The sequence below is a fragment of the Shimia sp. genome (assembly GCF_039969785.1).
Lineage (GTDB): Bacteria > Pseudomonadota > Alphaproteobacteria > Rhodobacterales > Rhodobacteraceae > Shimia.
Window position 1 is genome coordinate 158,720 of sequence record NZ_JBDVNC010000004.1, and the last position, 22,120, is coordinate 180,839.

Here is a 22,120-nt window from a genome sequence, read left to right on the forward strand (position 1 = left end):
GGAAATGCTTAAAAACCCAGCGCCTAAAATTGCACCTCTCGCCGCAACGCAGAAGGTTAAGGCACCCGACGCGCGGACAGTCTGTCTCATTTATCGGGTGTGTGACGACCCGACGATTTGGATCTCGAAAAGGGCCGCCACACGGATCGCAACATAAAGTTGCAAGGATCGGGGTAGGGCCAAATGCGCTTTTGCGCAAGGGGACCGGCTTATTCCTTGCAGGAGGACGTACATGAATTTCCTGAAAACCACTCTTGCTGGTTCCGTGATGCTCGCTGGCTTTGGCGGCGTCGCGTTTGCCGCTGAAGACACCATCAAGGTTGGCGTGCTGCACTCTCTTTCCGGCACAATGGCCATCTCTGAAACCACTCTCAAAGACACCATGCTGATGCTCATCGATGAGCAGAACAAAAAGGGCGGCGTTCTGGGCAAACAGCTCGAAGCCGTTGTTGTTGACCCGGCCTCTGACTGGCCACTGTTTGCGGAAAAAGCCCGTGAATTGCTGACCGTAGAAGAAGTTGACGTGATTTTCGGAAGCTGGACATCCGTATCGCGCAAATCGGCGCTGCCGGTTCTGGAAGAGCTGAACGGCCTGATGTTCTACCCGGTGCAGTACGAGGGTGAAGAAAGCTCTAAGAACGTCTTCTACACCGGCGCCGCGCCAAACCAACAGGCGATCCCGGCCACGGATTACTTCCTGGAAGAACTGGGCGTTGAGAAATTCGCGCTGCTGGGCACCGACTATGTCTACCCCCGCACCACCAACAACATTCTGGAAAGCTACCTCAAGGACAAGGGCATTGCGGCTGACGACATCTTCGTCAACTACACACCCTTTGGTCACTCTGACTGGTCCAAGATCGTGGCAGACGTTGTCGCACTGGGCGCTGACGGCAAAAAGGTTGGCGTGATCTCAACCATCAACGGCGACGCCAATATCGGCTTTTACAAAGAACTGGCCGCAGCTGGCGTTTCTGCAGATGACATTCCGGTTGTTGCATTCTCGGTTGGCGAAGAAGAACTCTCCGGTCTGGACACAACCAACCTCGTTGGTCACCTGGCGGCATGGAACTATTTCCAGTCGGCAGAAAGCGATCTGAACGACGAATTCATCGCCGCATGGAAAGCCCGCATGGGTGAAGAGCGTGTCACCAACGACCCAATGGAAGCACACGTCATTGGCTTCAACATGTACATCAAAGCACTGGAAGCCGCCGGCACCGCAGACGTCGATGCCGTTCGCACAGCGATGTATGGTCTCGAAGTGCCAAACCTGACCGGTGGTACAGCCGTTATGCTGCCTAACCACCACCTGGCCAAGCCGGTTCTGATCGGTGAAATTCAGGACGATGGTCAGTTTGACATCATCAGCCAGACCGAAGAAGTCCCCGGCGATGCATGGACCGATTTCCTGCCGGAATCGGCAATCCTCAAGTCGGATTGGAAAGACCTGGGTTGCGGTATGTACAACACCGAAACCAACAGCTGCGTGCAACAGCTGTCCAACTACTGATCACCTGATCCAAGGGCGCAGGGGACTACTCCCCTGCCCCACTCCTCTGACTATCTGGTAGGACTTATGCGGGTTATTCTCGTCGCCCTCGCGGCCATCCTGTTCCTCTCCCCCACATCGCAAGCGCAGACCAGCACCATACAGGAGGTGTTGCAGACCCATGGCGACGTTATCGCCAAAGGCTCGCGCAAAACAATCGGCCCGGCCATCGACGCCATTGCCGCCAGCGGCATTCCTCAAGCCCAGTCTGTTCTGCAGACATGGCAAGCCAAGGACATGTGGCGCCGCAAATCTGACGGGCTGTTTTTTGCCGCCAAAGAAGTGGCCAAGAAAACCTATCTCCTGACCGATTTCGACACTGGCGAACCAGTTGGCGAGTTCGACAAGAAGGACCTCAAGCAACTTAAACCCAACAGCGGCGTGCGCGCCCTGATCGGCGTGGCTTTGGTCCAGTTTCAATTGTCCGACCCTGACCCTGTGCGGCGTCTTGCGGCGCTCACCGCCATTCAGCGCGACCCTGAAACCAGCCACCTCGCCCCGCTGCGCGCCTCGATTGACGGCGAAACCGATCCGGCCATCAAGGCCCGCAAGCAAGAGCTTGAAACCCTGCTCACGATCAGCTTTGACACCGACGAAGCCGCCCGCATTGCTGCCATCGACCGGATTTCCTCGGACATCTCGCTGGACACCCGCGCCACGCTGAACACGCTACTGACCACAACCCGCAAGGTTGCCCCCGGCGACATGCCTGCCTCCGAAAATGTTGCAACCGTGCTGACACCGGGCACCGACGCCTTAACAGCACCTGACGCTTATGCCCTGCTGACCGCGCAAAAACTGGCCCCGGCTTTGGTTCCCGCCAATGAACAACGCATCGCCCTGTCTCAGAACATTCAAGGTGGCAAAGTCGGCGGCGTGCCAATCGCCAGCCTGAACACAGACGCCGCCCGCGCCCGCGCCTATGCCCGCCTTGTGGCGGATGGCAAAGCCCCGGCGCACCCAACTGCCGAACAGGTCACGGCATCGCTGGCCGCCCACAGTTTCTTTGACGCTTATGTCGAGCCCTCCAAACCCGTCACCGATGCGGCGGCGAAAGCCTTGTCGGGCATCGAAACCCGGGTTGGCGTTAATCAGGCGCTCGATCTCGTGCTTGATGGCGTTTCACTGGCCTCGATCTTCTTTCTTGCGGCCATCGGCCTTGCCATCACCTTTGGCGTGATGGGCGTGATCAACATGGCGCATGGCGAATTCATCATGATGGGCGCCTATACAGGCTACGTCGTGCAACAGCTGGTGCCCAATTACACTGTGTCGATCCTGATCGCGCTGCCGCTGGCCTTTGCCGTCACATTTGCCGCCGGTGTGGTGATGGAACGGCTGGTGATCCGCCACCTCTATAACCGCCCGCTGGAAACGCTGCTGGCCACATTTGGGATTTCTATTGCGCTACAGCAAGTGGCCAAGAACATCTTTGGCACACAGGCCCGGCCTCTGACCGCACCCGGCTGGCTCGATAGCGCATGGGTGATGAATGACGTTGTGTCGATCAGCTATATCCGCATCGCGATCTTCGTGCTGGCGCTGATATTCCTTGGCGTGTTTCTGTTCATCATGAAGCGCACCCGGCTTGGCCTTGAAACCCGCGCCGTCACCCAGAACCCGCGCATGGCCGCCTCAATGGGTATCAACCCTGACAAGGTGAACATGCTGACATTTGGGCTTGGCTCGGGCATCGCAGGCATTGCCGGCGTCGCCATCGGCCTGTTTGCCAAAGTCACCTCCGAACTTGGCTCAGACTATATCGTACAATCCTTCATGACGGTGGTTGTGGGCGGGGTTGGCAATATCTGGGGCACCCTTGCCGGGGCGGCCATGATCGGCTTCCTGCAAAAAGGCATCGAATGGATGAACCCGTCCAACACGCTGGCAGCGCAGACCTTTATGATCATCTTCATCATCATTTTCATCCAGTTCCGCCCCCGTGGCATCATCGCCCTCAAGGGCCGCGCAGCAGGAGACTGATGACATGCCGCTTTGCTTTTCAGCCCTGATGCTGACCCGCCTTTCCTTGTTCCAGAAATACTCCGGGGGAGTCGCCCGTGGCGACGGGGGCAGCGCCCCCCTCCCGGCTGCCAAAAGGGGCACATTCTCATGACCCGTTCCCTCTTTGCACGCAACCCATCGGTGCTGATCTTTCTCGCCTGTCTGGCCCTGTTCACGCTTGGCGTCACCGCCTTGTCCGAGTCCGTCGGCACCGGTCTGATCTCGACCAGTTTTGTCAAAACCCTTGGCAAAACCCTGTGCCTGTGTCTGATCGCATTGGCGATGGACCTTGTCTGGGGCTACACCGGCATTCTCTCGTTGGGGCACTTCGCCTTTTTCGGACTGGGCGGCTATATGATTGGTATGTGGCTGATGTATGAACGCACCCGCGACATCATCCTGTCCTCCATGGCCAATAACGACATTCCCCCCACCGCTCAGGAAGTCACCGACGCCATCGGCAATCAGATTTTCGGCGTGGTTGGCAGCTCGGACTTTCCCCTGATCTGGGCCTTCTCTCACAGCCTGACCCTGCAACTGATCCTCGTGGTCGCAGTGCCCGGTCTTCTGGCGCTGGTCTTTGGCTGGCTCGCCTTCCGCAGCCGCGTCACCGGCGTGTATCTCTCGATCCTCACGCAAGCCATGACGCTGGCCCTCGCGCTGTACCTGTTCCAGAACGACAGCGGCCTGCGCGGCAATAACGGCCTGTCGGGCCTGCAAAACCTGCCCGGCCTGAAAGACGTACCGCAAGCCACCGTATCACTCTGGTTCCTCTGGGCCTCAGCCGCAGCCCTTGGTCTGGGCTATATCTTTGCCGCCTGGGTCGTGTCCGGTAAATTTGGGTCCGTCCTGCGCGGCATCCGCGATGACGAGGCGCGCGTGCGCTTCCTTGGCTACTCGGTCGAAGGCTACAAGCTCTTCATTTTCACCGTCACCGCCATCATCGCCGGCATCGCCGGGGCGCTCTATTACCCGCAAGCCGGCATCATCAACCCGGCCGAGATTGCGCCCATCGCTTCGATCTACCTCGCGGTCTGGGTCGCCATCGGCGGACGCGGTCGGCTCTACGGCGCGGTCATCGGCGCAGCCTTTGTCAGCCTTGTTTCGACATGGTTCACCGGTGGTCAGGTGCCCTCTATTCCGCTTGGTTTTTACACCATCGACTGGGTCGACTGGTGGCAGGTCGTGCTCGGCCTCAGCTTTGTGCTGGTCACATTGTTCGCCCCCAAAGGCATCGGTGGCCTGTTTGATCTCTGGAGCGGGCGCAAGCCACCCAACCGCCACGGCTCTGATCTGGGTCCGGGCAGCGGTTCGTTACAGGAACAGGAGGCCGAAGCATGAGCACCCTTCTCGAAGTATCCGGCGTTTCGGTCAGCTTTGATGGCTTTCGCGCCATCAACAACCTGTCCTTTCAGATCGGCTCTGCTGAAATGCGCGCCATCATCGGCCCCAACGGCGCTGGCAAAACCACTTTTATGGACATCGTCACCGGCAAAACCAAACCGGACGAAGGGCGCGTGATCTGGGGCGAAAAATCCGTCTCACTGCTGAAAATGTCCGAGGCCAAAATCGCCCGCGCCGGGGTAGGCCGCAAATTCCAGCGCCCCACCGTGTTCGAAGACCAGACGGTGTTTGACAATCTGCTGCTCGCGCTCAAGAAAGACCGCAACCCGTTCTCGGTGCTGTTCTACAAACGCGGCCCGTCTGACACTCAGAAAGTCCATGACCTCGCGGATCAGATTGGCCTGTCAGATCAGCTGCCCCGCAAATCGGGCGAGCTGAGCCATGGTCAAAAACAGTGGCTCGAAATCGGCATGTTGCTGGCACAAGACCCGCAATTGCTGTTGGTTGATGAACCGGCGGCGGGCATGACCCCCGAAGAACGCGAACACACCACATCCATTCTGGTCGAAGCCGCCAAAACCCGCGCTGTTGTTGTCGTGGAACACGACATGGAGTTCGTGCGCCGTCTGAATTGCCGGGTCACGGTCCTGCACGAAGGCGCCGTTCTGGCCGAAGGCTCACTTGATCACGTCACCTCGAACCAAGAGGTCATCGATGTCTATCTGGGACGCTAAGACATGCTGAAAATCGACAATCTGAACCTGCATTATGGCAGCTCGCAAATCCTGCATGATATCTCGATGCAGGCCGAACTGGGCAAGACCACCTGTATCATGGGCACCAATGGTGTTGGTAAAACCTCCCTGCTCAAGGCGATCTCGGGCACGCACATGCGCAGCTCAGGCGATATTGCCTTTGACGGGAAGACGCTGGACAGATTGCCTGCCCACATGATGGGCCAGATGGGCGTCGGCTATGTGCCACAAGGGCGCGACGTCTTCCCCCTGCTGACGGTGCGTGAAAATCTGGAAACCGGCTTTGCCTGCCTGCCGCGCTCAGAACATTTCATCCCGGATGAAATATTCGAACTGTTCCCCATCCTTAAGGACTTCCTGCATCGTCGCGGCGGCGACCTGTCAGGCGGACAGCAACAACAACTGGCCATCGCACGTGCGCTGATCACCAAGCCCAAACTTTTGCTGCTGGATGAACCCACCGAAGGCATCCAGCCCAATATCATCAAGCAGATCGGCAAGGTCATCGACTATCTGCGCGACCGGGGCGATATGGCGATTATCCTTGTCGAACAGTTCTTTGATTTTGCCTATGAACACGCCGACAGCTTTGTCATCCTGCGGCGCGGGGCCGTGGTCAAATCCGGCCCTGCCGAGGCACTCACCCGCGAAGAATTGCTTGAGGCGGTGTCAGTCTGACCCGTTTCAGGACTTGATCCGGGCGCCAGAATCAGGGCGCCAGATAGGTCAACTGCCCCAGCAATTCCGTGGCATTCCTGACGCCAAACCGCTTTAGCAACCGCGCGCGGACATCTTCGACCGTGCGCGGCGACAGACCCAGCTCGCGCGCAATTTCCTTGCTGGTCAACCCGCGCCCCAGGCCACCCACAACCTGCCGCTCGCGCGCACTCAGCGCTCCGGGCGGGCTGTCTGAAATCACCGCAAATGTCATGACAAGCTGCGCCAGCGGATCCTCGGGCGTCAGAGAATGCGCTCGAAACCGGCACCATATCTGGCTGCCATCGCGTCGCCGCATCATGCGTTCATCTGTGTAAACATGGGTTTCTTGCAACGGTGCCAGACCAATGTCGCGCACCCGGTCAAATTCTTCGACCGTTCCGTAAAGCACCCGAAATGATTGCCCCACCAAATCAGATCGATCATATCCCAGCATCTCGGCAAACGCCGCATTGCAGGCCCGGATCACCCGCTGCTCGCTCAGCACAATACCAACCGGCGCCGCGTCATAAGCTAATTTGTCCAGATCCATGTCGCCCTCAAAGATTGCATACCGTACTCCTACGGTATTGATACCGTAGCACACCCTGAGCCATTCTGCCCATGTCCAGGCGTCGCACCGGTTTCCCTGTGTCGGGCTTCGTTTGGACAGACTGTACCGACCGGCGCATTAAGCTCCGGCTACGACCATGACCACCCCGTCTCAAGGACCCCCCATGCCGCAAGAAGACCTGCCCAACCTTGATGCCCTGATGCACCGCATCGACTCTTTGCGTGACGATCTGGTTGCCCTGACGCAGGATCTTATTCGCATTCCAACCCTCAACCCTCCGGGCGAATGCTATCGCGACATCTGTGATTATCTCGACAAACGTCTGGGACGACATGGGTTTGACACCCAGATGATCCGGGCCGTCGGCGCACCGGGCGACAGCGACGCCTACCCCCGCTGGAACATTGTCGCCCGCAAAGAAGGCCGACATGCGGGCGAGTGCGTACATTTCAACTCGCATACCGACGTGGTCGAAGTTGGCGCTGGCTGGACCTTTGATCCTTTCGGCGGCGAAATCTCTGACGGCAAGATTTACGGCCGCGGCGCCTGTGACATGAAGGGCGGGCTGGCAACCTCGATTATCGCCGCTGAAGCGTTCCTTCAGGAGTTCCCCGATTTCTGCGGCGCGATTGAAATCTCTGGCACGGCAGATGAGGAATCCGGTGGCTATGGCGGCGTGGCCTACCTCGCTGAACGCGGCTTTTTCGCGCCTGATCGGGTGCAACACGTGATCATCCCCGAACCGCTGCACAAAGATCGCATATGTCTGGGCCATCGCGGCGGCTGGTGGGCCGAGATCGAAACCTTTGGCGAGATTGCACATGGCTCTATGCCCTTTCTCGGGGATTGCGCCGTACGTCACATGGGCGCGGTGCTGGACAAATTCGAAGCCGACCTGTTCCCGGCCATGGCCGCCCGCCACACCGATATGCCCGTTGTGCCCGAGGGCGCGCGCAGCTCGACCATGAACATCAATTCGATCCATGGTGGACAAAACGAACAACCCGCAGACTATACCGGCCTGCCCGCCCATTGCGTGCCCGACAGCTGTCGCATCGTGATCGACCGCCGCTATCTTGCCGAAGAAAACCACGCCGCCGTGTCGGGCGAAGTGGAATCGCTGTTGAAAGACCTTGAAACCAACCGCGAAAACTTCCGCTATGAAATGCGCGAAATCAACCACGTTGCCCCCTCTATGACCGACCGCTCTGCGCCGGTGGTGGCCACGGTCGACAACTCGATCACGCAAATCCTTGGAAAAGCACCGGAATATGTCGCGTCTCCGGGCACATACGACCAAAAACATATTGATCGGATCGGCAAGCTGAAGAACTGTATTGCCTATGGACCCGGCATTCTCGAAATGGCGCATAAGCCGGATGAATTTATTGGTATCGACGACATGGTCGACAGCGCCAAGGTCATGGCCCACAGTCTGGCACAGCTTTTGCTGCCGTCAGACGCTGCATAAACATTTGAAAAAGACAAACAGTCAGGGAGAAAACTTAATGCGTATTCAAGCCGGAAAGCTGGCCATGGCCAGCATGTTCGCCCTCGCCGCAGGGCTGGGCGCCGCACAGGCCGCTCAGGACGACATCACCATCGCGATCCAACTGGAACCGCCGCATCTCGACCCCACAAGCGCTGCCGCGCAGGCCATCGATTCGGTGCTGTATTCCAACGTGTTCGAAGGTCTGACCCGCTTTATGTCCGACGGCGCGGTTGTGCCCGGGCTTGCCAAAAGCTGGGACATCTCTGACGACGGCCTGACATATACGTTTCACCTGAACGAAGGCGTGACCTTTCACGACGGCTCGGCCATGGACGCCGAAGATGTGAAATTCAGCCTCGACCGCGCACGCGCCGAAGACAGCGCCAACGCCCAGAAAGCATTGTTTGCAGCCATTTCGGACGTCACCGTGGTTGATCCGATGACGGTGCAGGTCACGCTGTCTGAACAGAATGGTAACTTCCTGTTCAACATGGCCTGGGGGGACGCGGTGATCGTCGCACCGGAAAGCATTGAAAACATCAAGACCAACCCTGTGGGCACCGGAGCTTACAAGTTTTCAAACTGGGTGCAGGGCGACAAAATCGAACTGATGCGCAATGACGCCTATTGGGGCGATGCCCCGGCCATTGCATCTGCCACGTTCAAATTCATCGCCGATCCAACCGCCGCTTTTGCCGCCGTGATGGCCGAAGATGTGGATGTCTTCTCGAACTTCCCTGCGCCGGAAAACCTGCCGCAATTCGAAGCGGACCCACGTTTCAAGGTGCTGAACGGATCATCAGAGGGCGAAACCATCCTGTCGACCAACAACCAGATGCCACCGCTGGACAACGTCAAAGTCCGCAAAGCCATCGCCCACGCGATTGACCGCCAGGCGATCATCGACGGCGCGATGTTTGGCCTTGGCACCCCGATTGGCACCCATTTTGCGCCCCACAATCCCGACTATGTCGATCTGACCGGCAACTCAGGCTATGACCCCGAAATGTCCAGAAAACTGCTTGCCGAAGCGGGGTTCCCGGATGGGTTCACAACCACACTGAAACTGCCGCCTCCATCTTATGCACGCCGCGGGGGCGAGATTATCGCCGCTCAGTTGCGTGAAGTTGGTATCGAAACCGAAATCAGCAATCTGGAGTGGGCACAGTGGCTGGAACAGGTGTTCCGGGGCAAAGATTTCGGCCTGACCATCGTCAGCCACACCGAACCTTTTGACATCGGTATCTATGCCCGCCCTGAATACTATTTCCAGTATGATAACAAAGCGTTCCAGGATCTGATGTCGGAACTGAACCGCACCACTGACCCTGCCAAGCGGTCGGAAATGGTCGCGCAGGCACAGACCATCATTTCCGAGGATTACGTGAACGGTTACCTGTTCCAGCTTGCCTTCCCAACCGTTGCCAACGTCAAAATCGAGGGGCTTTGGGTCAACCAGCCAACCGCCTCAAATGATCTGAGCGCTGTGCACTGGACCGACTAAAGCAACCCTGAAACCTACTCCGGCCCCAACTTTCAGGGCCGGAGCCTCCTAACATTCCGAACATCATGCTCCGCTATACCCTGAAACGCGCTCTGTCGCTCTCGATCAGCCTCGCCATCGCCTCACTGGTGATCTTTCTGGTGATCGAAGTCGCCCCTGGCGATCCGGCGTCTTATATGCTGGGCATCAACGCCCAGCCTGAAACCGTTGCGGCATTGCGGACCGAACTGGGACTGGATGTCTCCAAAACCCAGCGCTACCTCAACTGGATCGGTGGCATGATGCGGGGCGATTTCGGCATGTCCTACACATATCGCACCCCTGTTGGACAGATGATTGCCGACCGGATGTGGGTGTCGCTGCCACTGGCGCTTTATGCACTCACGCTGTCGACCCTCATCGCCTTTCCCGCTGGCATCTACGCCGCTTCGCGTCGCGGCAAACCCGGGGACATGGCCGTAATGGGCGCCACACAGCTGGGTGTGGCCGTGCCCAATTTCTGGTTTGCCATGATGCTGGTACTGATCTTTGCCATCAACTTGCGCTGGTTCTCTGCCGGTGGTTTTCCGGGATGGGACGAAGGCGTTTTTGTTTCGCTGAAATCCCTGACCCTGCCTGCCATCGCGCTTGCCCTTCCTCAATCGGCCATCCTTGCGCGGGTCATGCGGTCTTCTCTGCTGGATATCCTGGGCGAGGATTTCATGCGCTCTGCCCGCGCCAAAGGCCTCAGCCGTCGTCAGGCGCTTTGGCGTCACGGATTGCGCAACGCGCTGATCCCTGTGCTTACCATCATTGGCCTGCAATTCTCGTTCCTGCTGGCGGGTGGCATCATCATTGAACAGGTGTTTTTCCTGCCCGGCCTCGGGCGGCTGATCTTTCAGTCCATTTCGGCGCGCGACCTGATTGTGGTGGAAAGCGTTGTGATGCTGCTGGTCTTCTCGGTGATCCTTGTGAACTTCTTTGTCGACCTCGCTTATGCCGCCGTCGATCCCCGCCTAAGGAGCCGCACATGATCCGCGCGCGCAATCTCTATATCGGGGGCACGCTCTGCCTGATCGTTATCGCGGCCGCACTGATCAGCTTTGTCTGGACGCCCTATGATTTCACCGCGATGGATATCCCCAACAAACTCAAGACACCAACCATGGCGCATTGGTTTGGCACTGATCATTTCGGGCGTGACATCTTTTCGATGATCATGGTCGGCGCACGCACGTCACTGGCCGTGGCCTTTGTTGCTGTGGGTATCGGCATGGGGCTTGGCGTACCGCTTGGCCTTTGGGCCGCCGCCAACAAAGGTGGCTGGACGGACGAGGTCATCATGCGTGGTAATGATCTGATCTTTGCCTTTCCCAGCCTTGTCATCGCCATCCTGATCACCGCCGTTATGGGCGCCAGCGCCGTGAACGCGATCATCGCCATCGGCATCTTTAACATCCCTGTGTTCGCCCGCCTGACCCGCTCTGGCGCGCTGTCGCTTTGGGAACGCGAGTTTATCCTGGCCGCCCGCGTCGCCGGAAAATCCAAACCCCGGATCAGCGTCGAACACATCCTGCCCAATGTCGCCAATCTGCTGATCGTTCAGGGCACCATCCAGTTTTCGCTTGGCATCCTCGCCGAAGCGGGCCTCAGCTATGTCGGCCTTGGCGCCCAGCCGCCAACGCCCTCCTGGGGCCGTATGCTGGCCGATGCACAAACCATGGTCAGCTTTGCGCCCCACCTCGCACTGGTGCCCGGCCTTGCCATTGTCATTGCTGTTCTGGGCCTGAATCTGATGGGCGACGGGCTGCGCGATCTGCTCGACCCGAAAATCCGGGTGGCCCGCTCATGACCTGGCTCAGCGTCGAAAACCTCACCCTGCAAATCGGCCCGCACGCGATCCTGAAAAACATTTCGTTTTCCATCGCTCCCGGCGAAATCGTCGCCGTCACTGGCGAAAGCGGCTCTGGCAAATCCATGACCGCGCTCGCCACCATGCAGCTGTTGCCCGAAAGCGCGCAAACCTCTGGCCAGATATGCCTGGGCGATCAAAATCTGCTCGCGCTCAGCGAACCGCAGCTCTGCGCCATGCGCGGCAAAGACATCGGCATGGTGTTTCAGGAACCCATGACCGCGCTCAACCCAGTGAAAACCATTGGCGCACAGGTGATGGAAACCATCCTGATCCACACGAATGCCACGCAAACAGACGCCGAAAGTCAGGCCCGCGATATGCTGACCCGCGTCGGCCTGCCCCCGGACCGGTTCCCACTGTCGCGCTACCCGCATGAACTCAGCGGAGGTCAACGGCAACGCGTGGTAATCGCCATGGCCATCGCCCTGCGTCCGCGCCTCTTGATCGCGGACGAGCCGACCACAGCGCTGGACGTCACCACGCAGGCGCAAATCCTCGATCTTCTCAAAGAGCTGGTGGCCGAATTTGGCATGGGCCTGATGATGATCACCCATGACCTTGCCGTGGTCTCGGACATGGCGGACCGGATTGTTGTCATGCGCCACGGCGACATTGTCGAACAGGGGCCAACCCGCGCGCTGTTTGCCGACATGAAACACCCCTATACCCGCGCTTTGTTCGAGGCGTCCGGCCATCAGGTCACGCTCCCTGACGCCCCCGACGGCCCCGACCCAATTCTTACAGTCAAAAACGCCATCCGCGATTATGCCTTACCGCGCACCGGTCTGTTCGCTCCGCGTCAACATCACCGCGCGGTCAACGACATCTCTTTTACAATTCACCAGGGCGAACGGGTCGGGCTGGTCGGAGAATCCGGTTGTGGCAAATCCACACTGACCCGCGCCATTCTTGGCCTCGAACCTCTGCAATCCGGGTCGATCACGGTCTTTGGCAAACCAGTTGGCCCCACGCTCGACCCGGCGTTACGCTCCGGCCTGCAAGTGGTGTTTCAAGACCCCTATGGCAGCTTCAACCCCCGCCATCGCGTCGCTCGCATTATCACCGAACCTTTCCACCTGATGCCCGATCCGCCCACCGGAGCCGTGCGTGACGCTGCCATTGGTGACGCGCTGACCGCTGTCGGTTTGCACCCCTCGGACGCCACCAAATACATTCACGAATTCTCGGGCGGCCAACGTCAACGCATCGCCATCGCCCGCGCCCTGATCATTCGACCCGAGCTGATTATCTTTGACGAGGCCGTTTCGGCGCTGGATGTCTCGGTCCGCGCCCAGGTTCTCGACCTGATCGCGGACCTGTCGCGCAGCCATAACCTGTCTTACCTGTTCATTTCGCACGACCTCAGCGTGGTGCGCACCGTCACCGACCGCGTGCTGGTGATGAAATCTGGCGAAATCGTCGAACAGGGCGACACCGAAAACGTGTTCTCAAACCCGCAACACCCCTACACGCAAACCCTGATCGCCGCCGCCCCGGTGCTGCCTGATCTCTCCCATCTGAAAGACGCTGCAAATGTCCCTGCCTGACCTGTGGTTCACCCCGTCCCATTGCCTGATCAACGGCGCATGGGTGCCGCCTGCCTCGGGCGACACCCTCGACCTTGTGAACCCGTCCGACGGAACCCTTCTTTGCGCCATCGCGCGCGGCACCTCTGCCGATATCGACGCCGCCGTCGCCGCCGCCCACGGCGCGCGCGCAGGCGACTGGGGCCGCGCGACGGCTGTCGAACGTGGCCGCATCCTCACCCGGCTGGGCCAACTGGTGCTGGAGCACACCGACACGCTCGCGCTGCTCGAAGCGCTCGACGTCGGCAAACCCCTGACACAGGCGCGCAACGACGTGATCGCCTTGGCGCGGTACTGCGAATTTTACGGCGGCGCGGCGGACAAGGTGCATGGCGAAACCATTCCCTATCTGGATGGCTACACCGTCTATACCCTGCGCGAACCTTACGGCGTCACCGGCCACATCGTGCCGTGGAACTACCCGATGCAGATCATTGGCCGCTCTGTCGGCGCCGCGCTGGCCATGGGCAATGCCTGTGTCCTCAAACCCGCAGAAGAGGCCTGCCTGACCGCGCTCGCCTTTGCCGATCTGGCGATGCAGGCCGGATTGCCAAAAGGCGCGCTCAATGTTGTGCCCGGACTGGGCGCCGAAGCCGGGGCGGCGCTGGCCGAACATCCGGGGATCAAGCATATCTCGTTCACAGGGTCCGTGGCCACCGGCAGCCTGATCCAATCTGCCGCCGCCAAAAACGTGGTGCCGGTCACGCTGGAACTGGGTGGAAAGTCCCCGCAACTGGTCTTTGCTGACGCCGATCTTGACGCCGCCCTGCCGTTTCTTGTGAACGCAGGCATCCAGAACGCGGGACAAACCTGCTCTGCCTCATCCCGCATCCTGGTCCAGCGCCCCGTCTATGGCGAGGTGCGCGCCCGCATGGCAACCGCCTACACCAAACTGCGCGCTGCACCCGCGACCGAAAACCTCGAACTTGGCCCCCTGATCTCGACCCGCCAACAAGCGATTGTACAAAGTTTCCTCGATCAGGGCGCGGACCTTGAAACCGCCGCCACCGGCGACATCGTCGCAAATGCCCCGGCAGGCGGTGCCTATATCGCGCCCACTCTGTTTGCAGACGTTCCGCCCGATCACACCCTCGCCCAGCAGGAAATCTTCGGCCCGGTGCAGGTCCTGATCCCGTTTGATACCGAAGAACAGGCGCTCGCCATCGCAAATGGCACCGATTTTGGCCTTGTCGCCTCGGTCTGGTCGCAAAACGGCGCCCGCCAGATGCGGCTGGCCAAGCAGCTGAATGCGGGTCAGGTTTTCCTTAACAATTATGGCGCAGGGGGCGGTGTCGAACTGCCTTTTGGCGGCACCGGAAAATCCGGCCATGGCCGCGAAAAAGGGTTCGAGGCCCTGTTCCACTTCTCGCAACTCAAAACCGTGGCCGCCTTGCACGGCTAACGCCTTCATTTTGCCCAAAATACTCCCGCCGGAGGCGATCCAACAGCCCGGCTCAAAACAACAAATCAAAAAGGAAACCCACCATGCGCCTCGCAGATAAAACCGCCATCGTCACCGGCGGCGCCCAGGGGTTCGGCGCTGGCATTGTCGACAAATTTCTGGCCGAAGGCGCCCGCGTCATGGTCGCCGACATCAACGCCGACGCCGCCGAGAGCAAAGCCAGCGAACACGACAACGCAATCCCCTGCACCGTGAATGTCGCAGATGGCGACAGCGTTCAGGCAATGGTTGACGCCGCGCTGAGCCAATGGGGCCATGTGGACATTCTGGTCAACAACGCCGGGGTCACGCATCTGCCCGCACCGATGGAAACCATCAGCGACGAAGATTTCGACCGCGTCTTTGCGGTGAACTGCAAATCGATATACCTCATCGCCCGGGCGCTGGTGCCTCACATGAAGGCGCGCAAATCCGGCGCCATCCTGAATGTCTCGTCCACCGCCGGCCTGTCCCCTCGCCCCAACCTCAACTGGTACAACGCCTCCAAAGGCTGGGTGAACGTTGCCACCAAAACCATGGCCGTCGAGCTTGCTCCCTTTGGCATTCGCGTCAACGCACTGAACCCGGTGGCGGGCGAAACCCCTTTGCTCAAAAGCTTCATGGGCGAAGACACCCCCGAAATACGTGCCAAATTCCTGGCCACCATCCCGATGGGCCGGTTTTCCCAACCGCACGATATGGGCAACGCTGCAGCCTTCTTATGTTCAGACGAGGCGGGCCTGATTACAGGAACCCTGATGGAGGTCGATGGCGGGCGCTGCATCTGACCAGACCGGGCGCGGTCCGGCCCCCGCGCCCACGAGTCTCACGCAGCACAAAAATTACGCATTCACTCAGACCTTGCACCATTTTCAGGCACTCATCTCCTGATACCCGCCGCACCTCTGGTGAATCCCCCCCACACGGCCCTACCACGGTTGGATCAGCTATCCGCAAGAGAGCCACCAACCTGTGTCCGCCAAGCTCACCATCCTTGTTGTCGAACCCGACAAAGACCGCGCGCGCGCCATCATCGACAGCCTGACCGAAACCGGCGACCACCACATCATGGTCCTCGCCGGTCATACCTGCCTCGCGCGCTCCGCTGCCGAGCTTAACCCGGACATCGTACTGGTTGATGTCACCAACCCGTCGCGCGACGTGATCGAAGAACTCACGCTTGCCTCGTCGCCGCTGGACCGCCCCGTGGCGATGTTTGTCGACCGTTCCGATGATGGCCTGACCAAAGCCGCGATCGAGGCAGGCGTTTCCGCCTATGTGGTTGACGGCCTGCGCGCCGACCGGATCAAACCCGTGATGGACGCCGCCATTGCCCGGTTTCACATGTTTCAACGCATGCGCACCGAACTGGCCGCCACCAAACGCGCCCTCGAAGAACGCAAGATCATCGACCGCGCCAAAGGTATCCTGATGCGCGCCCGCGGCCTGACCGAAGACGAGGCCTATGCGCTGATCCGCAAAACCGCCATGGGACAAGGCAAGAAAATCGCCGACGTTGCACAGGCACTTGTCACTGCTGCCGAGCTGCTCTCATGACGCTCCTGCCCCTGACCGCCGGTTTCATGCCGCTGATCGATGCCGCCCCGCTGATTATTGCCCGTGAACTTGGGTTTGCCGAAGAAGAAGGGCTGAACCTCACCCTGCAAAGCGGGCCTTCCTGGTCCACCTTGCGTGACCGGCTTGTCCTTGGTCAGATCGAAGCCGCGCATATGCTGTCGCCCGTACCTGTGGCCATGGCCCTGGGGCTTGGCGGCATCGCCACCCCACTGGACGCTTTGTCGGTGCTTTCGGTCAATGGCAACGTCATCGGCGTCTCAAACACTGTTGCTGCCCGCCTGCGCGCCAACGGCTTCACAACGGATTTTCAGGATGCCACGACCGCCGGGCTGGCTTTGGCGCAACTGGACGGCACCCTGCGCATTGGCGTGCCATTCCCGTTTTCCATGCATGCCGAACTGCTGCACTACTGGCTCGCCGGTCTGGGCCTGCCGGAAAACCTGTCGATCAGCGTGCACACAATTCCTCCGCCCCTGATGGCCGACGCCATTGCCGCCAACGAAATTGATGCTTTTTGTGTGGGCGAACCGTGGGGCTCTATCACGGTCGAAAACGGCGGCGGTGAATTGCTGCTGCCCTGCGCCAGCATCTGGCAATTCAGCCCCGAAAAAGTCCTGGCCGTGCGGCGCGACTGGGCCGAGACCCAAGACGACATGGCGGGCCGCCTCCTGCGCGCTGTCTGGAAGGCCGGTCGCTGGCTGGGCAACACATCCAAACTCTCAACAGCAACCGAGATATTAAGCTGGCCTGAATATCTCGGCCTGCCCGCCGAAATACTGGAACGCGCGCTGACAGGTCGTATGGTCATCTCACGCTCAACCCGCGCCCACCGTGTGCCCCGCATGGTCAACTTCTACGACGGCGCTGCCACCTTCCCATGGAAATCACAAGCGGCATGGATCGGCGCTCAGCTGGCCCACAGGTGTGGCCTTGATCCCAGCCAATCGGCCGAAAAAGCCGCCACAGTGTTTCGCTCTGACCTCTATCGCCGCCACCTCGCGCCGATGGGCGCCGACATGCCCGCCGCCTCCGTCAAACTCGAAGGTGCGCTCGACACACCCACCGCCGCAAAATCCGGAACCGGAACACTGATTCTCGGCCCGGACGCCTTTTTTGACGGGCGCGTATTTGACCCGGCATCCAATAACTGACCATTTTTTGTGCAATTGCAGCATTTTCATGCGGCAACGCAGCATTGACCCGCAAATTAGACCGCCCGCCCTTGTCCACACCGACCCGGACCCGTTTAATAGTCACAAGCCGAGGCAACGATGTCTCGCAAGTCCACCCTCCGCGATGACGTGGAGACCTGAGCAAAGCCGCTCGACCCGTTGCAAAACCTGCAGCGTCGGTCAGCGGCTTTTTTGTTTTCCTGCCCCCCTCCTCCTCACTGGGGCCAACTCTTAAGGAACACTTCATGAAACGCATTGCCTCAATTCTTGCGGCCACAACCATGCTGGTCACGCCGGCCATGGCGGAACTGGAACTGGAAAAAGACGAACTCACCTTCGGCTTTATTAAACTGACTGACATGGCACCGCTCGCGGTGGCCTACGAACAAGGCTTCTTTGATGACGAAGGCCTGTTTGTCACACTCGAAGCTCAGGCCAACTGGAAGGTTCTTCTGGACGGCGTGATCGACGGCCAGCTGGACGGCGCGCATATGCTGGCCGGTCAACCGCTCGCCGCAACCATCGGATATGGCACCAAGGCCCACATCATTACGCCTTTCTCAATGGACCTGAACGGCAACGGCATCACCGTTTCCAACCAGATCTGGGAAGAGATGAAACCACATGTGCCATTGATGGAGGATGGTCGTCCGCAGCACCCGATCTCTGCCAGCTCACTGGCGCCGGTTGTTGAAGACTACAAGAACAACGGCAAACCGTTCAACATGGGCATGGTTTTCCCTGTGTCGACACACAATTACGAACTGCGCTACTGGCTTGCTGCCGGCGGTCTCGAGCCCGGCTATTACAGCCCGCAAAACATCACCGGCCAAATTGGCGCCGACGTGCTGTTGTCCGTGACCCCGCCGCCCCAAATGCCCGCCACAATGGAAGCCGGTACAATCTATGGCTACTCTGTGGGCGAACCCTGGAACCAACAGGCCGTGATCAAAGGCATCGGCGTTCCGGTGATCACCGATTATGAGCTTTGGAAAAACAACCCGGAGAAGGTGTTCGGCATCACCGCTGCGTTTGCCGAAGAAAACCCCAACACCACGCTCGCTTTGGTCAAGGCGCTGATCCGTGCGGCCATGTGGCTGGATGAAAACGACAACGCCAACCGCGCAGCAGCCGTCGAAATCCTCAGCCAGCCGGAATATGTCGGCGCGGATTACGACGTGATCGCCAACTCGATGACCGGAACATTTGAATACGAAAAAGGCGACAAACGCGACGTCCCCGACTTCAACGTGTTCTTCCGCTACAACGCGACCTACCCGTTCTACTCTGATGCAGTCTGGTACCTGAGCCAAATGCGTCGCTGGGGCCAGATTGCCGAAGCCAAACCCGACAGCTGGTATGATGAGGTCGCCAAATCGGTCTACAAGCCGGAAATCTATCTCGAAGCTGCCAAACTGCTGGTCGACGAAGGTCTGGCCAACGCCGATGACTTCCCCTGGGACAGCGACGGCTACAAGGCCCCAACGCCTGCCGCCGACATCATCGATGGCATTGGCTATGACGGCAAAACCCCCAACGCCTATCTCGACAGCCTGCCTATCGGCCTGAAGGGCGAACAGAAAATCATCGGCACTGAAATTCAGGGCTGACGCGCCTCTGGGAGGGCGGGCGGGGCGATGTGGTTCCCCAGGAACCACGAGCGCCGCACCGTCCTCTCACACTGACGTAATACCGACAGAATACCGACGTGATGCCGATCCCGGTTTCACCCCGATCCAAGGACCCGACCATGACCGCCATAGACCCACAAACACTGGCCGATGAAGACCGCGAGGCGCGCCGCGCCCGTCTCTTCACACGTATCAACAAGGCCGACACCTGGTTCCAGGTCCTGGGCCTCAGCTTCATCACCCCGATCCTCAAAGCTGTCGCTGGCGACAACCCAAAAGCACAAGCCAAAGAAATCTGGCGCCTGCTTGGTGTGCCCCTTCTGGCGATTAGCGCCTTCCTGTTCTTCTGGGCATCCCTTGCCCCACAGGTGCAAACGTCACTCGGCGCCGTGCCCGGCCCCAAGCAAGTCATGGTCGAAGCCGTCAACCTGCACCATGACGCGCAAGCCAAGGCCGCCAAAGAGGCCAAGTTCTACGACCGGCTGGACGCGCGCAATCAGAAATTCATCGACAAGGGCGAGCCGGAAAAGGTCAAACAAATCGCCTATACCGGCGCCCCCAGCTATTACAAACAAATCTGGACCTCGATCAAAACCGTGTTTTTCGGCTTCCTGATCGGGTCGGCAATTGCCATCCCACTTGGCATCATGGCGGGCCTGTCTCCCTATGCCAACGCAGCCATCAACCCTTTGATTCAAATATTTAAACCAGTCTCACCACTGGCATGGTTGCCGATTGTGACCATGGTGGTCTCGGCGACTTATACGGTTGACGACGGGCTGTTTTCCAAGTCCTTCCTGAACTCGGCCATCACTGTTACGCTCTGTTCGCTTTGGCCCACGCTGATCAACACCGCTCTTGGTGTGGCATCGATCGACAAAGATCTGGTGAACGTGTCCAAAGTTCTGAAAATGAACACATGGACCAAAATCACCAAGCTGGTCCTGCCCTCGGCCCTGCCCCTGATCTTCACCGGTTTGCGCCTCTCGCTGGGTGTTGGCTGGATGGTGCTGATCGCTGCCGAAATGCTGGCCCAGAACCCCGGTCTTGGCAAATTTGTCTGGGATGAGTTCCAGAACGGCTCGTCCAGCTCTCTGGCCAAAATCATGGTGGCTGTCTTCACCATCGGCATCATCGGCTTCCTTCTGGACCGCCTGATGTACGCCATCCAGTCGCTCTTCACATTCTCCTCTAACCGGTGATCTGACATGAGCATCCTAAAGTTCGACAACGTTTCCAAAGACTTCGGTGAGGGCACAGCCCGCACCGAAGTGCTCAAAAACATCAACCTCGACGTACAGGAAGGCGAGTTCCTTGTGCTTCTCGGCTTCTCCGGCTCAGGCAAAACCACGCTCATCAACCTGATGGCCGGGCTGGAAATGCCTTCCAAAGGTGCCGTGACCCTCAAGGGCAAACCCATCACAGGCCCCGGCCCCGAACGCGGTGTGATCTTTCAGAACTATTCGCTGATGCCCTGGCTCAGCGTCACCGGCAACGTCATGCTCGCGCTGGACTCGGTGTTTCCAAACATGCCCAAAACGGAAAAGATCGAAAAGGCCACGCATTACATCAAGATGGTCGGTCTCGGACATGCCGCAGGCCGCCGCCCTGCCGAGCTTTCGGGTGGTATGCGTCAGCGCGTCAATGTCGCCCGCGCCTTGGCGATGAACCCGGAAATGCTCTTGCTGGACGAACCGCTCTCTGCGCTCGACGCCCTGACCCGCGCCAATCTTGCAGACGAGATTGAGGCGATCTGGCAAGCCGATAAAAAGACCTGCGTTCTGATCACCAACGACGTCGACGAAGCCATCATTCTGGCCGACCGTATCATCGCGTTAAACCCCGACGGAACGCTGGGCGAAGAGTTTCAGGTCACCATCCCCCGCCCACGCGACCGCATGGAAATGAACCATCACGACGGTTTCAAAGCCCTGCGCGCCGAAATCACCAAATACCTGATGGACGTCGGTATTCAGGCCAAGGTCGACAGCTCGCGCGAACTGCCCAACGTCACGGCAATCCACAACCTGCCCAAGGCGCAAGCCGATGTAAAAGCCACGCAAAGCCTGCGTACAGATCGCTACCTCGAATTCTCGCAACTGCACAAAATTTACCCAACGCCCAAAGGTCCGCTGACCGTGGTCGAAGACTTTGACCTCAAGCTGAACAAAGGCGAATTTATCTCGCTGATCGGGCATTCTGGCTGCGGCAAATCCACGGTTCTGACCATGGCGGCCGGCCTGAATGACATCTCCAAGGGCGTGATCAATCTGGATGGGCGCGGCGTTGTTGGCGCTGACCCTGAACGCGCGGTTGTGTTCCAGTCCCCCAACCTGTTCCCATGGCTTTCTGCCAAGGAAAACGTCGCGATTGGTGTGGACAAAGTCTATCCCCGTGCGTCTCAGGGCGAACGGCAGGACGTGGTCGAATACTATCTGGAACGCGTCGGTCTGGGCGATGCCATGGACCGCCCCGCGCATTCCATGTCCAACGGGATGAAGCAACGTGTCGGCATCGCCCGCGCCTTTGCCCTGTCTCCTAAACTTCTCTTGCTGGATGAACCTTTTGGCATGCTCGACAGCCTGACCCGCTGGGAACTCCAGGAGGTGCTCATGGAAGTCTGGGACCGCACCAAAGTCACCGCCATTTGTGTCACGCATGACGTCGACGAAGCCATCCTGATGGCCGACCGCGTGGTGATGATGACCAATGGACCGCAGGCCACAATCGGCAAAATCGTCGATGTCGACCTGCCCCGCCCGCGCAGCCGCAAGGCCCTGCTGGAACACCCGGATTACTACCATTTCCGTCAGGAAGTGCTCGATTTTCTTGAGGAATACGAACACGGCGCCACCCCGAAACCCAAACCGGCCAAGGCCATCGCAGCAGAGTAAATC

At 59.2% G+C, this 22,120-nt stretch carries 18 protein-coding genes; 17 read left to right on the top strand and 1 reads right to left on the bottom strand.

The window, feature by feature from the left end:
* Positions 1–268: 268 nt before the first annotated feature.
* From urtA to urtE, 5 genes are all read left to right on the top strand, one after another.
* Positions 269–1,513, top strand: a complete 1,245-nt coding sequence (gene urtA, locus ABJI08_RS01160; RefSeq protein WP_348400187.1) for an urea ABC transporter substrate-binding protein — start codon at positions 269–271, stop codon at positions 1,511–1,513.
* A 66-nt stretch (positions 1,514–1,579) separates the two neighbouring features.
* Positions 1,580–3,535, top strand: coding sequence for an urea ABC transporter permease subunit UrtB (urtB, locus tag ABJI08_RS01165; protein WP_348399993.1), 1,956 nt, complete (start codon positions 1,580–1,582; stop codon positions 3,533–3,535).
* Positions 3,536–3,664: 129 nt separating this feature from the next.
* Positions 3,665–4,897, top strand: a complete 1,233-nt coding sequence (gene urtC, locus ABJI08_RS01170; RefSeq protein WP_348399994.1) for an urea ABC transporter permease subunit UrtC — start codon at positions 3,665–3,667, stop codon at positions 4,895–4,897.
* On the top strand, positions 4,894–5,634 hold the full coding sequence (gene urtD / locus ABJI08_RS01175; RefSeq protein WP_348399995.1) for an urea ABC transporter ATP-binding protein UrtD: 741 nt from the start codon (positions 4,894–4,896) through the stop codon (positions 5,632–5,634). Before urtC ends, urtD begins: the two co-directional genes overlap by 4 nt.
* A gap of 3 nt (positions 5,635–5,637) precedes the next feature.
* Positions 5,638–6,333: an urea ABC transporter ATP-binding subunit UrtE gene (urtE, locus tag ABJI08_RS01180; protein ID WP_348399996.1), complete on the top strand. Its 696-nt coding sequence runs from the start codon at positions 5,638–5,640 to the stop codon at positions 6,331–6,333.
* A 31-nt stretch (positions 6,334–6,364) separates the two neighbouring features.
* Here the strand turns inward: urtE and ABJI08_RS01185 are convergent, their stop codons facing one another.
* Positions 6,365–6,904: a PAS and helix-turn-helix domain-containing protein gene (locus ABJI08_RS01185; protein WP_348399997.1), complete on the bottom strand. Its 540-nt coding sequence runs from the start codon at positions 6,902–6,904 to the stop codon at positions 6,365–6,367.
* 184 nt (positions 6,905–7,088) lie between these two features.
* Between ABJI08_RS01185 and ABJI08_RS01190 the strand changes: the two genes are divergently transcribed.
* The 12 genes from ABJI08_RS01190 (at position 7,089) to ABJI08_RS01245 (ending at position 22,117) form a co-directional block, all read left to right on the top strand.
* Positions 7,089–8,396, top strand: a complete 1,308-nt coding sequence (locus tag ABJI08_RS01190; RefSeq protein WP_348399998.1) for an acetylornithine deacetylase/succinyl-diaminopimelate desuccinylase family protein — start codon at positions 7,089–7,091, stop codon at positions 8,394–8,396.
* Positions 8,397–8,433: 37 nt separating this feature from the next.
* Positions 8,434–9,921, top strand: a complete 1,488-nt coding sequence (locus tag ABJI08_RS01195; RefSeq protein ID WP_348399999.1) for an ABC transporter substrate-binding protein — start codon at positions 8,434–8,436, stop codon at positions 9,919–9,921.
* Between the two features lie 65 nt (positions 9,922–9,986).
* Complete coding sequence (locus ABJI08_RS01200) at positions 9,987–10,934, top strand: ABC transporter permease (protein WP_348400000.1); 948 nt, start codon at positions 9,987–9,989, stop codon at positions 10,932–10,934.
* Positions 10,931–11,752 carry an ABC transporter permease gene (locus tag ABJI08_RS01205; RefSeq protein WP_348400001.1) on the top strand — a complete coding sequence of 274 codons (822 nt, stop codon included), beginning with the start codon at positions 10,931–10,933 and terminating at the stop codon, positions 11,750–11,752. The genes ABJI08_RS01200 and ABJI08_RS01205 overlap by 4 nt, the downstream gene beginning before the upstream one ends.
* Positions 11,749–13,362 (top strand): dipeptide ABC transporter ATP-binding protein, encoded by a 1,614-nt coding sequence (locus tag ABJI08_RS01210; RefSeq protein WP_348400002.1) that lies wholly within the window; start codon positions 11,749–11,751, stop codon positions 13,360–13,362. The genes ABJI08_RS01205 and ABJI08_RS01210 overlap by 4 nt, the downstream gene beginning before the upstream one ends.
* Positions 13,349–14,803 carry an aldehyde dehydrogenase family protein gene (locus ABJI08_RS01215; RefSeq protein ID WP_348400003.1) on the top strand — a complete coding sequence of 485 codons (1,455 nt, stop codon included), beginning with the start codon at positions 13,349–13,351 and terminating at the stop codon, positions 14,801–14,803. Before ABJI08_RS01210 ends, ABJI08_RS01215 begins: the two co-directional genes overlap by 14 nt.
* A gap of 83 nt (positions 14,804–14,886) precedes the next feature.
* Entirely contained in the window at positions 14,887–15,630 is a 744-nt protein-coding gene (locus ABJI08_RS01220; RefSeq protein WP_348400004.1) for an SDR family oxidoreductase, read from the top strand.
* Between the two features lie 184 nt (positions 15,631–15,814).
* Positions 15,815–16,399 (top strand): ANTAR domain-containing protein, encoded by a 585-nt coding sequence (locus ABJI08_RS01225; protein WP_348400005.1) that lies wholly within the window; start codon positions 15,815–15,817, stop codon positions 16,397–16,399.
* Positions 16,396–17,571, top strand: coding sequence for an ABC transporter substrate-binding protein (locus ABJI08_RS01230; protein WP_348400006.1), 1,176 nt, complete (start codon positions 16,396–16,398; stop codon positions 17,569–17,571). The genes ABJI08_RS01225 and ABJI08_RS01230 overlap by 4 nt, the downstream gene beginning before the upstream one ends.
* Positions 17,572–17,837: 266 nt before the next feature.
* Positions 17,838–19,202 carry a CmpA/NrtA family ABC transporter substrate-binding protein gene (locus tag ABJI08_RS01235; protein ID WP_348400007.1) on the top strand — a complete coding sequence of 455 codons (1,365 nt, stop codon included), beginning with the start codon at positions 17,838–17,840 and terminating at the stop codon, positions 19,200–19,202.
* Positions 19,203–19,342: 140 nt separating this feature from the next.
* Positions 19,343–20,425, top strand: a complete 1,083-nt coding sequence (locus tag ABJI08_RS01240) for an ABC transporter permease (protein ID WP_348400008.1) — start codon at positions 19,343–19,345, stop codon at positions 20,423–20,425.
* A 6-nt stretch (positions 20,426–20,431) separates the two neighbouring features.
* Positions 20,432–22,117 carry an ABC transporter ATP-binding protein gene (locus ABJI08_RS01245; protein ID WP_348400009.1) on the top strand — a complete coding sequence of 562 codons (1,686 nt, stop codon included), beginning with the start codon at positions 20,432–20,434 and terminating at the stop codon, positions 22,115–22,117.
* The last annotated feature ends 3 nt before the right edge of the window (positions 22,118–22,120 follow it).

Excerpts from the sequence above, each read along its gene's own strand:
- urtA (WP_348400187.1), top strand. The coding sequence starts at position 269 with ATGCTCGCTGGCTTTGGCGGCGTCGCGTTTGCCGCTGAAGACACCATC.
- urtB (WP_348399993.1), top strand. The coding sequence starts at position 1,580 with ATGCGGGTTATTCTCGTCGCCCTCGCGGCCATCCTGTTCCTCTCCCCC.
- urtC (WP_348399994.1), top strand. The coding sequence starts at position 3,665 with ATGACCCGTTCCCTCTTTGCACGCAACCCATCGGTGCTGATCTTTCTC.
- urtD (WP_348399995.1), top strand. The coding sequence starts at position 4,894 with ATGAGCACCCTTCTCGAAGTATCCGGCGTTTCGGTCAGCTTTGATGGC.
- urtE (WP_348399996.1), top strand. The coding sequence starts at position 5,638 with ATGCTGAAAATCGACAATCTGAACCTGCATTATGGCAGCTCGCAAATC.
- ABJI08_RS01185 (WP_348399997.1), bottom strand. The coding sequence starts at position 6,904 with ATGGATCTGGACAAATTAGCTTATGACGCGGCGCCGGTTGGTATTGTG.
- ABJI08_RS01190 (WP_348399998.1), top strand. The coding sequence starts at position 7,089 with ATGCCGCAAGAAGACCTGCCCAACCTTGATGCCCTGATGCACCGCATC.
- ABJI08_RS01195 (WP_348399999.1), top strand. The coding sequence starts at position 8,434 with ATGCGTATTCAAGCCGGAAAGCTGGCCATGGCCAGCATGTTCGCCCTC.
- ABJI08_RS01200 (WP_348400000.1), top strand. The coding sequence starts at position 9,987 with ATGCTCCGCTATACCCTGAAACGCGCTCTGTCGCTCTCGATCAGCCTC.
- ABJI08_RS01205 (WP_348400001.1), top strand. The coding sequence starts at position 10,931 with ATGATCCGCGCGCGCAATCTCTATATCGGGGGCACGCTCTGCCTGATC.
- ABJI08_RS01210 (WP_348400002.1), top strand. The coding sequence starts at position 11,749 with ATGACCTGGCTCAGCGTCGAAAACCTCACCCTGCAAATCGGCCCGCAC.
- ABJI08_RS01215 (WP_348400003.1), top strand. The coding sequence starts at position 13,349 with ATGTCCCTGCCTGACCTGTGGTTCACCCCGTCCCATTGCCTGATCAAC.
- ABJI08_RS01220 (WP_348400004.1), top strand. The coding sequence starts at position 14,887 with ATGCGCCTCGCAGATAAAACCGCCATCGTCACCGGCGGCGCCCAGGGG.
- ABJI08_RS01230 (WP_348400006.1), top strand. The coding sequence starts at position 16,396 with ATGACGCTCCTGCCCCTGACCGCCGGTTTCATGCCGCTGATCGATGCC.
- ABJI08_RS01235 (WP_348400007.1), top strand. The coding sequence starts at position 17,838 with ATGAAACGCATTGCCTCAATTCTTGCGGCCACAACCATGCTGGTCACG.
- ABJI08_RS01240 (WP_348400008.1), top strand. The coding sequence starts at position 19,343 with ATGACCGCCATAGACCCACAAACACTGGCCGATGAAGACCGCGAGGCG.
- ABJI08_RS01245 (WP_348400009.1), top strand. The coding sequence starts at position 20,432 with ATGAGCATCCTAAAGTTCGACAACGTTTCCAAAGACTTCGGTGAGGGC.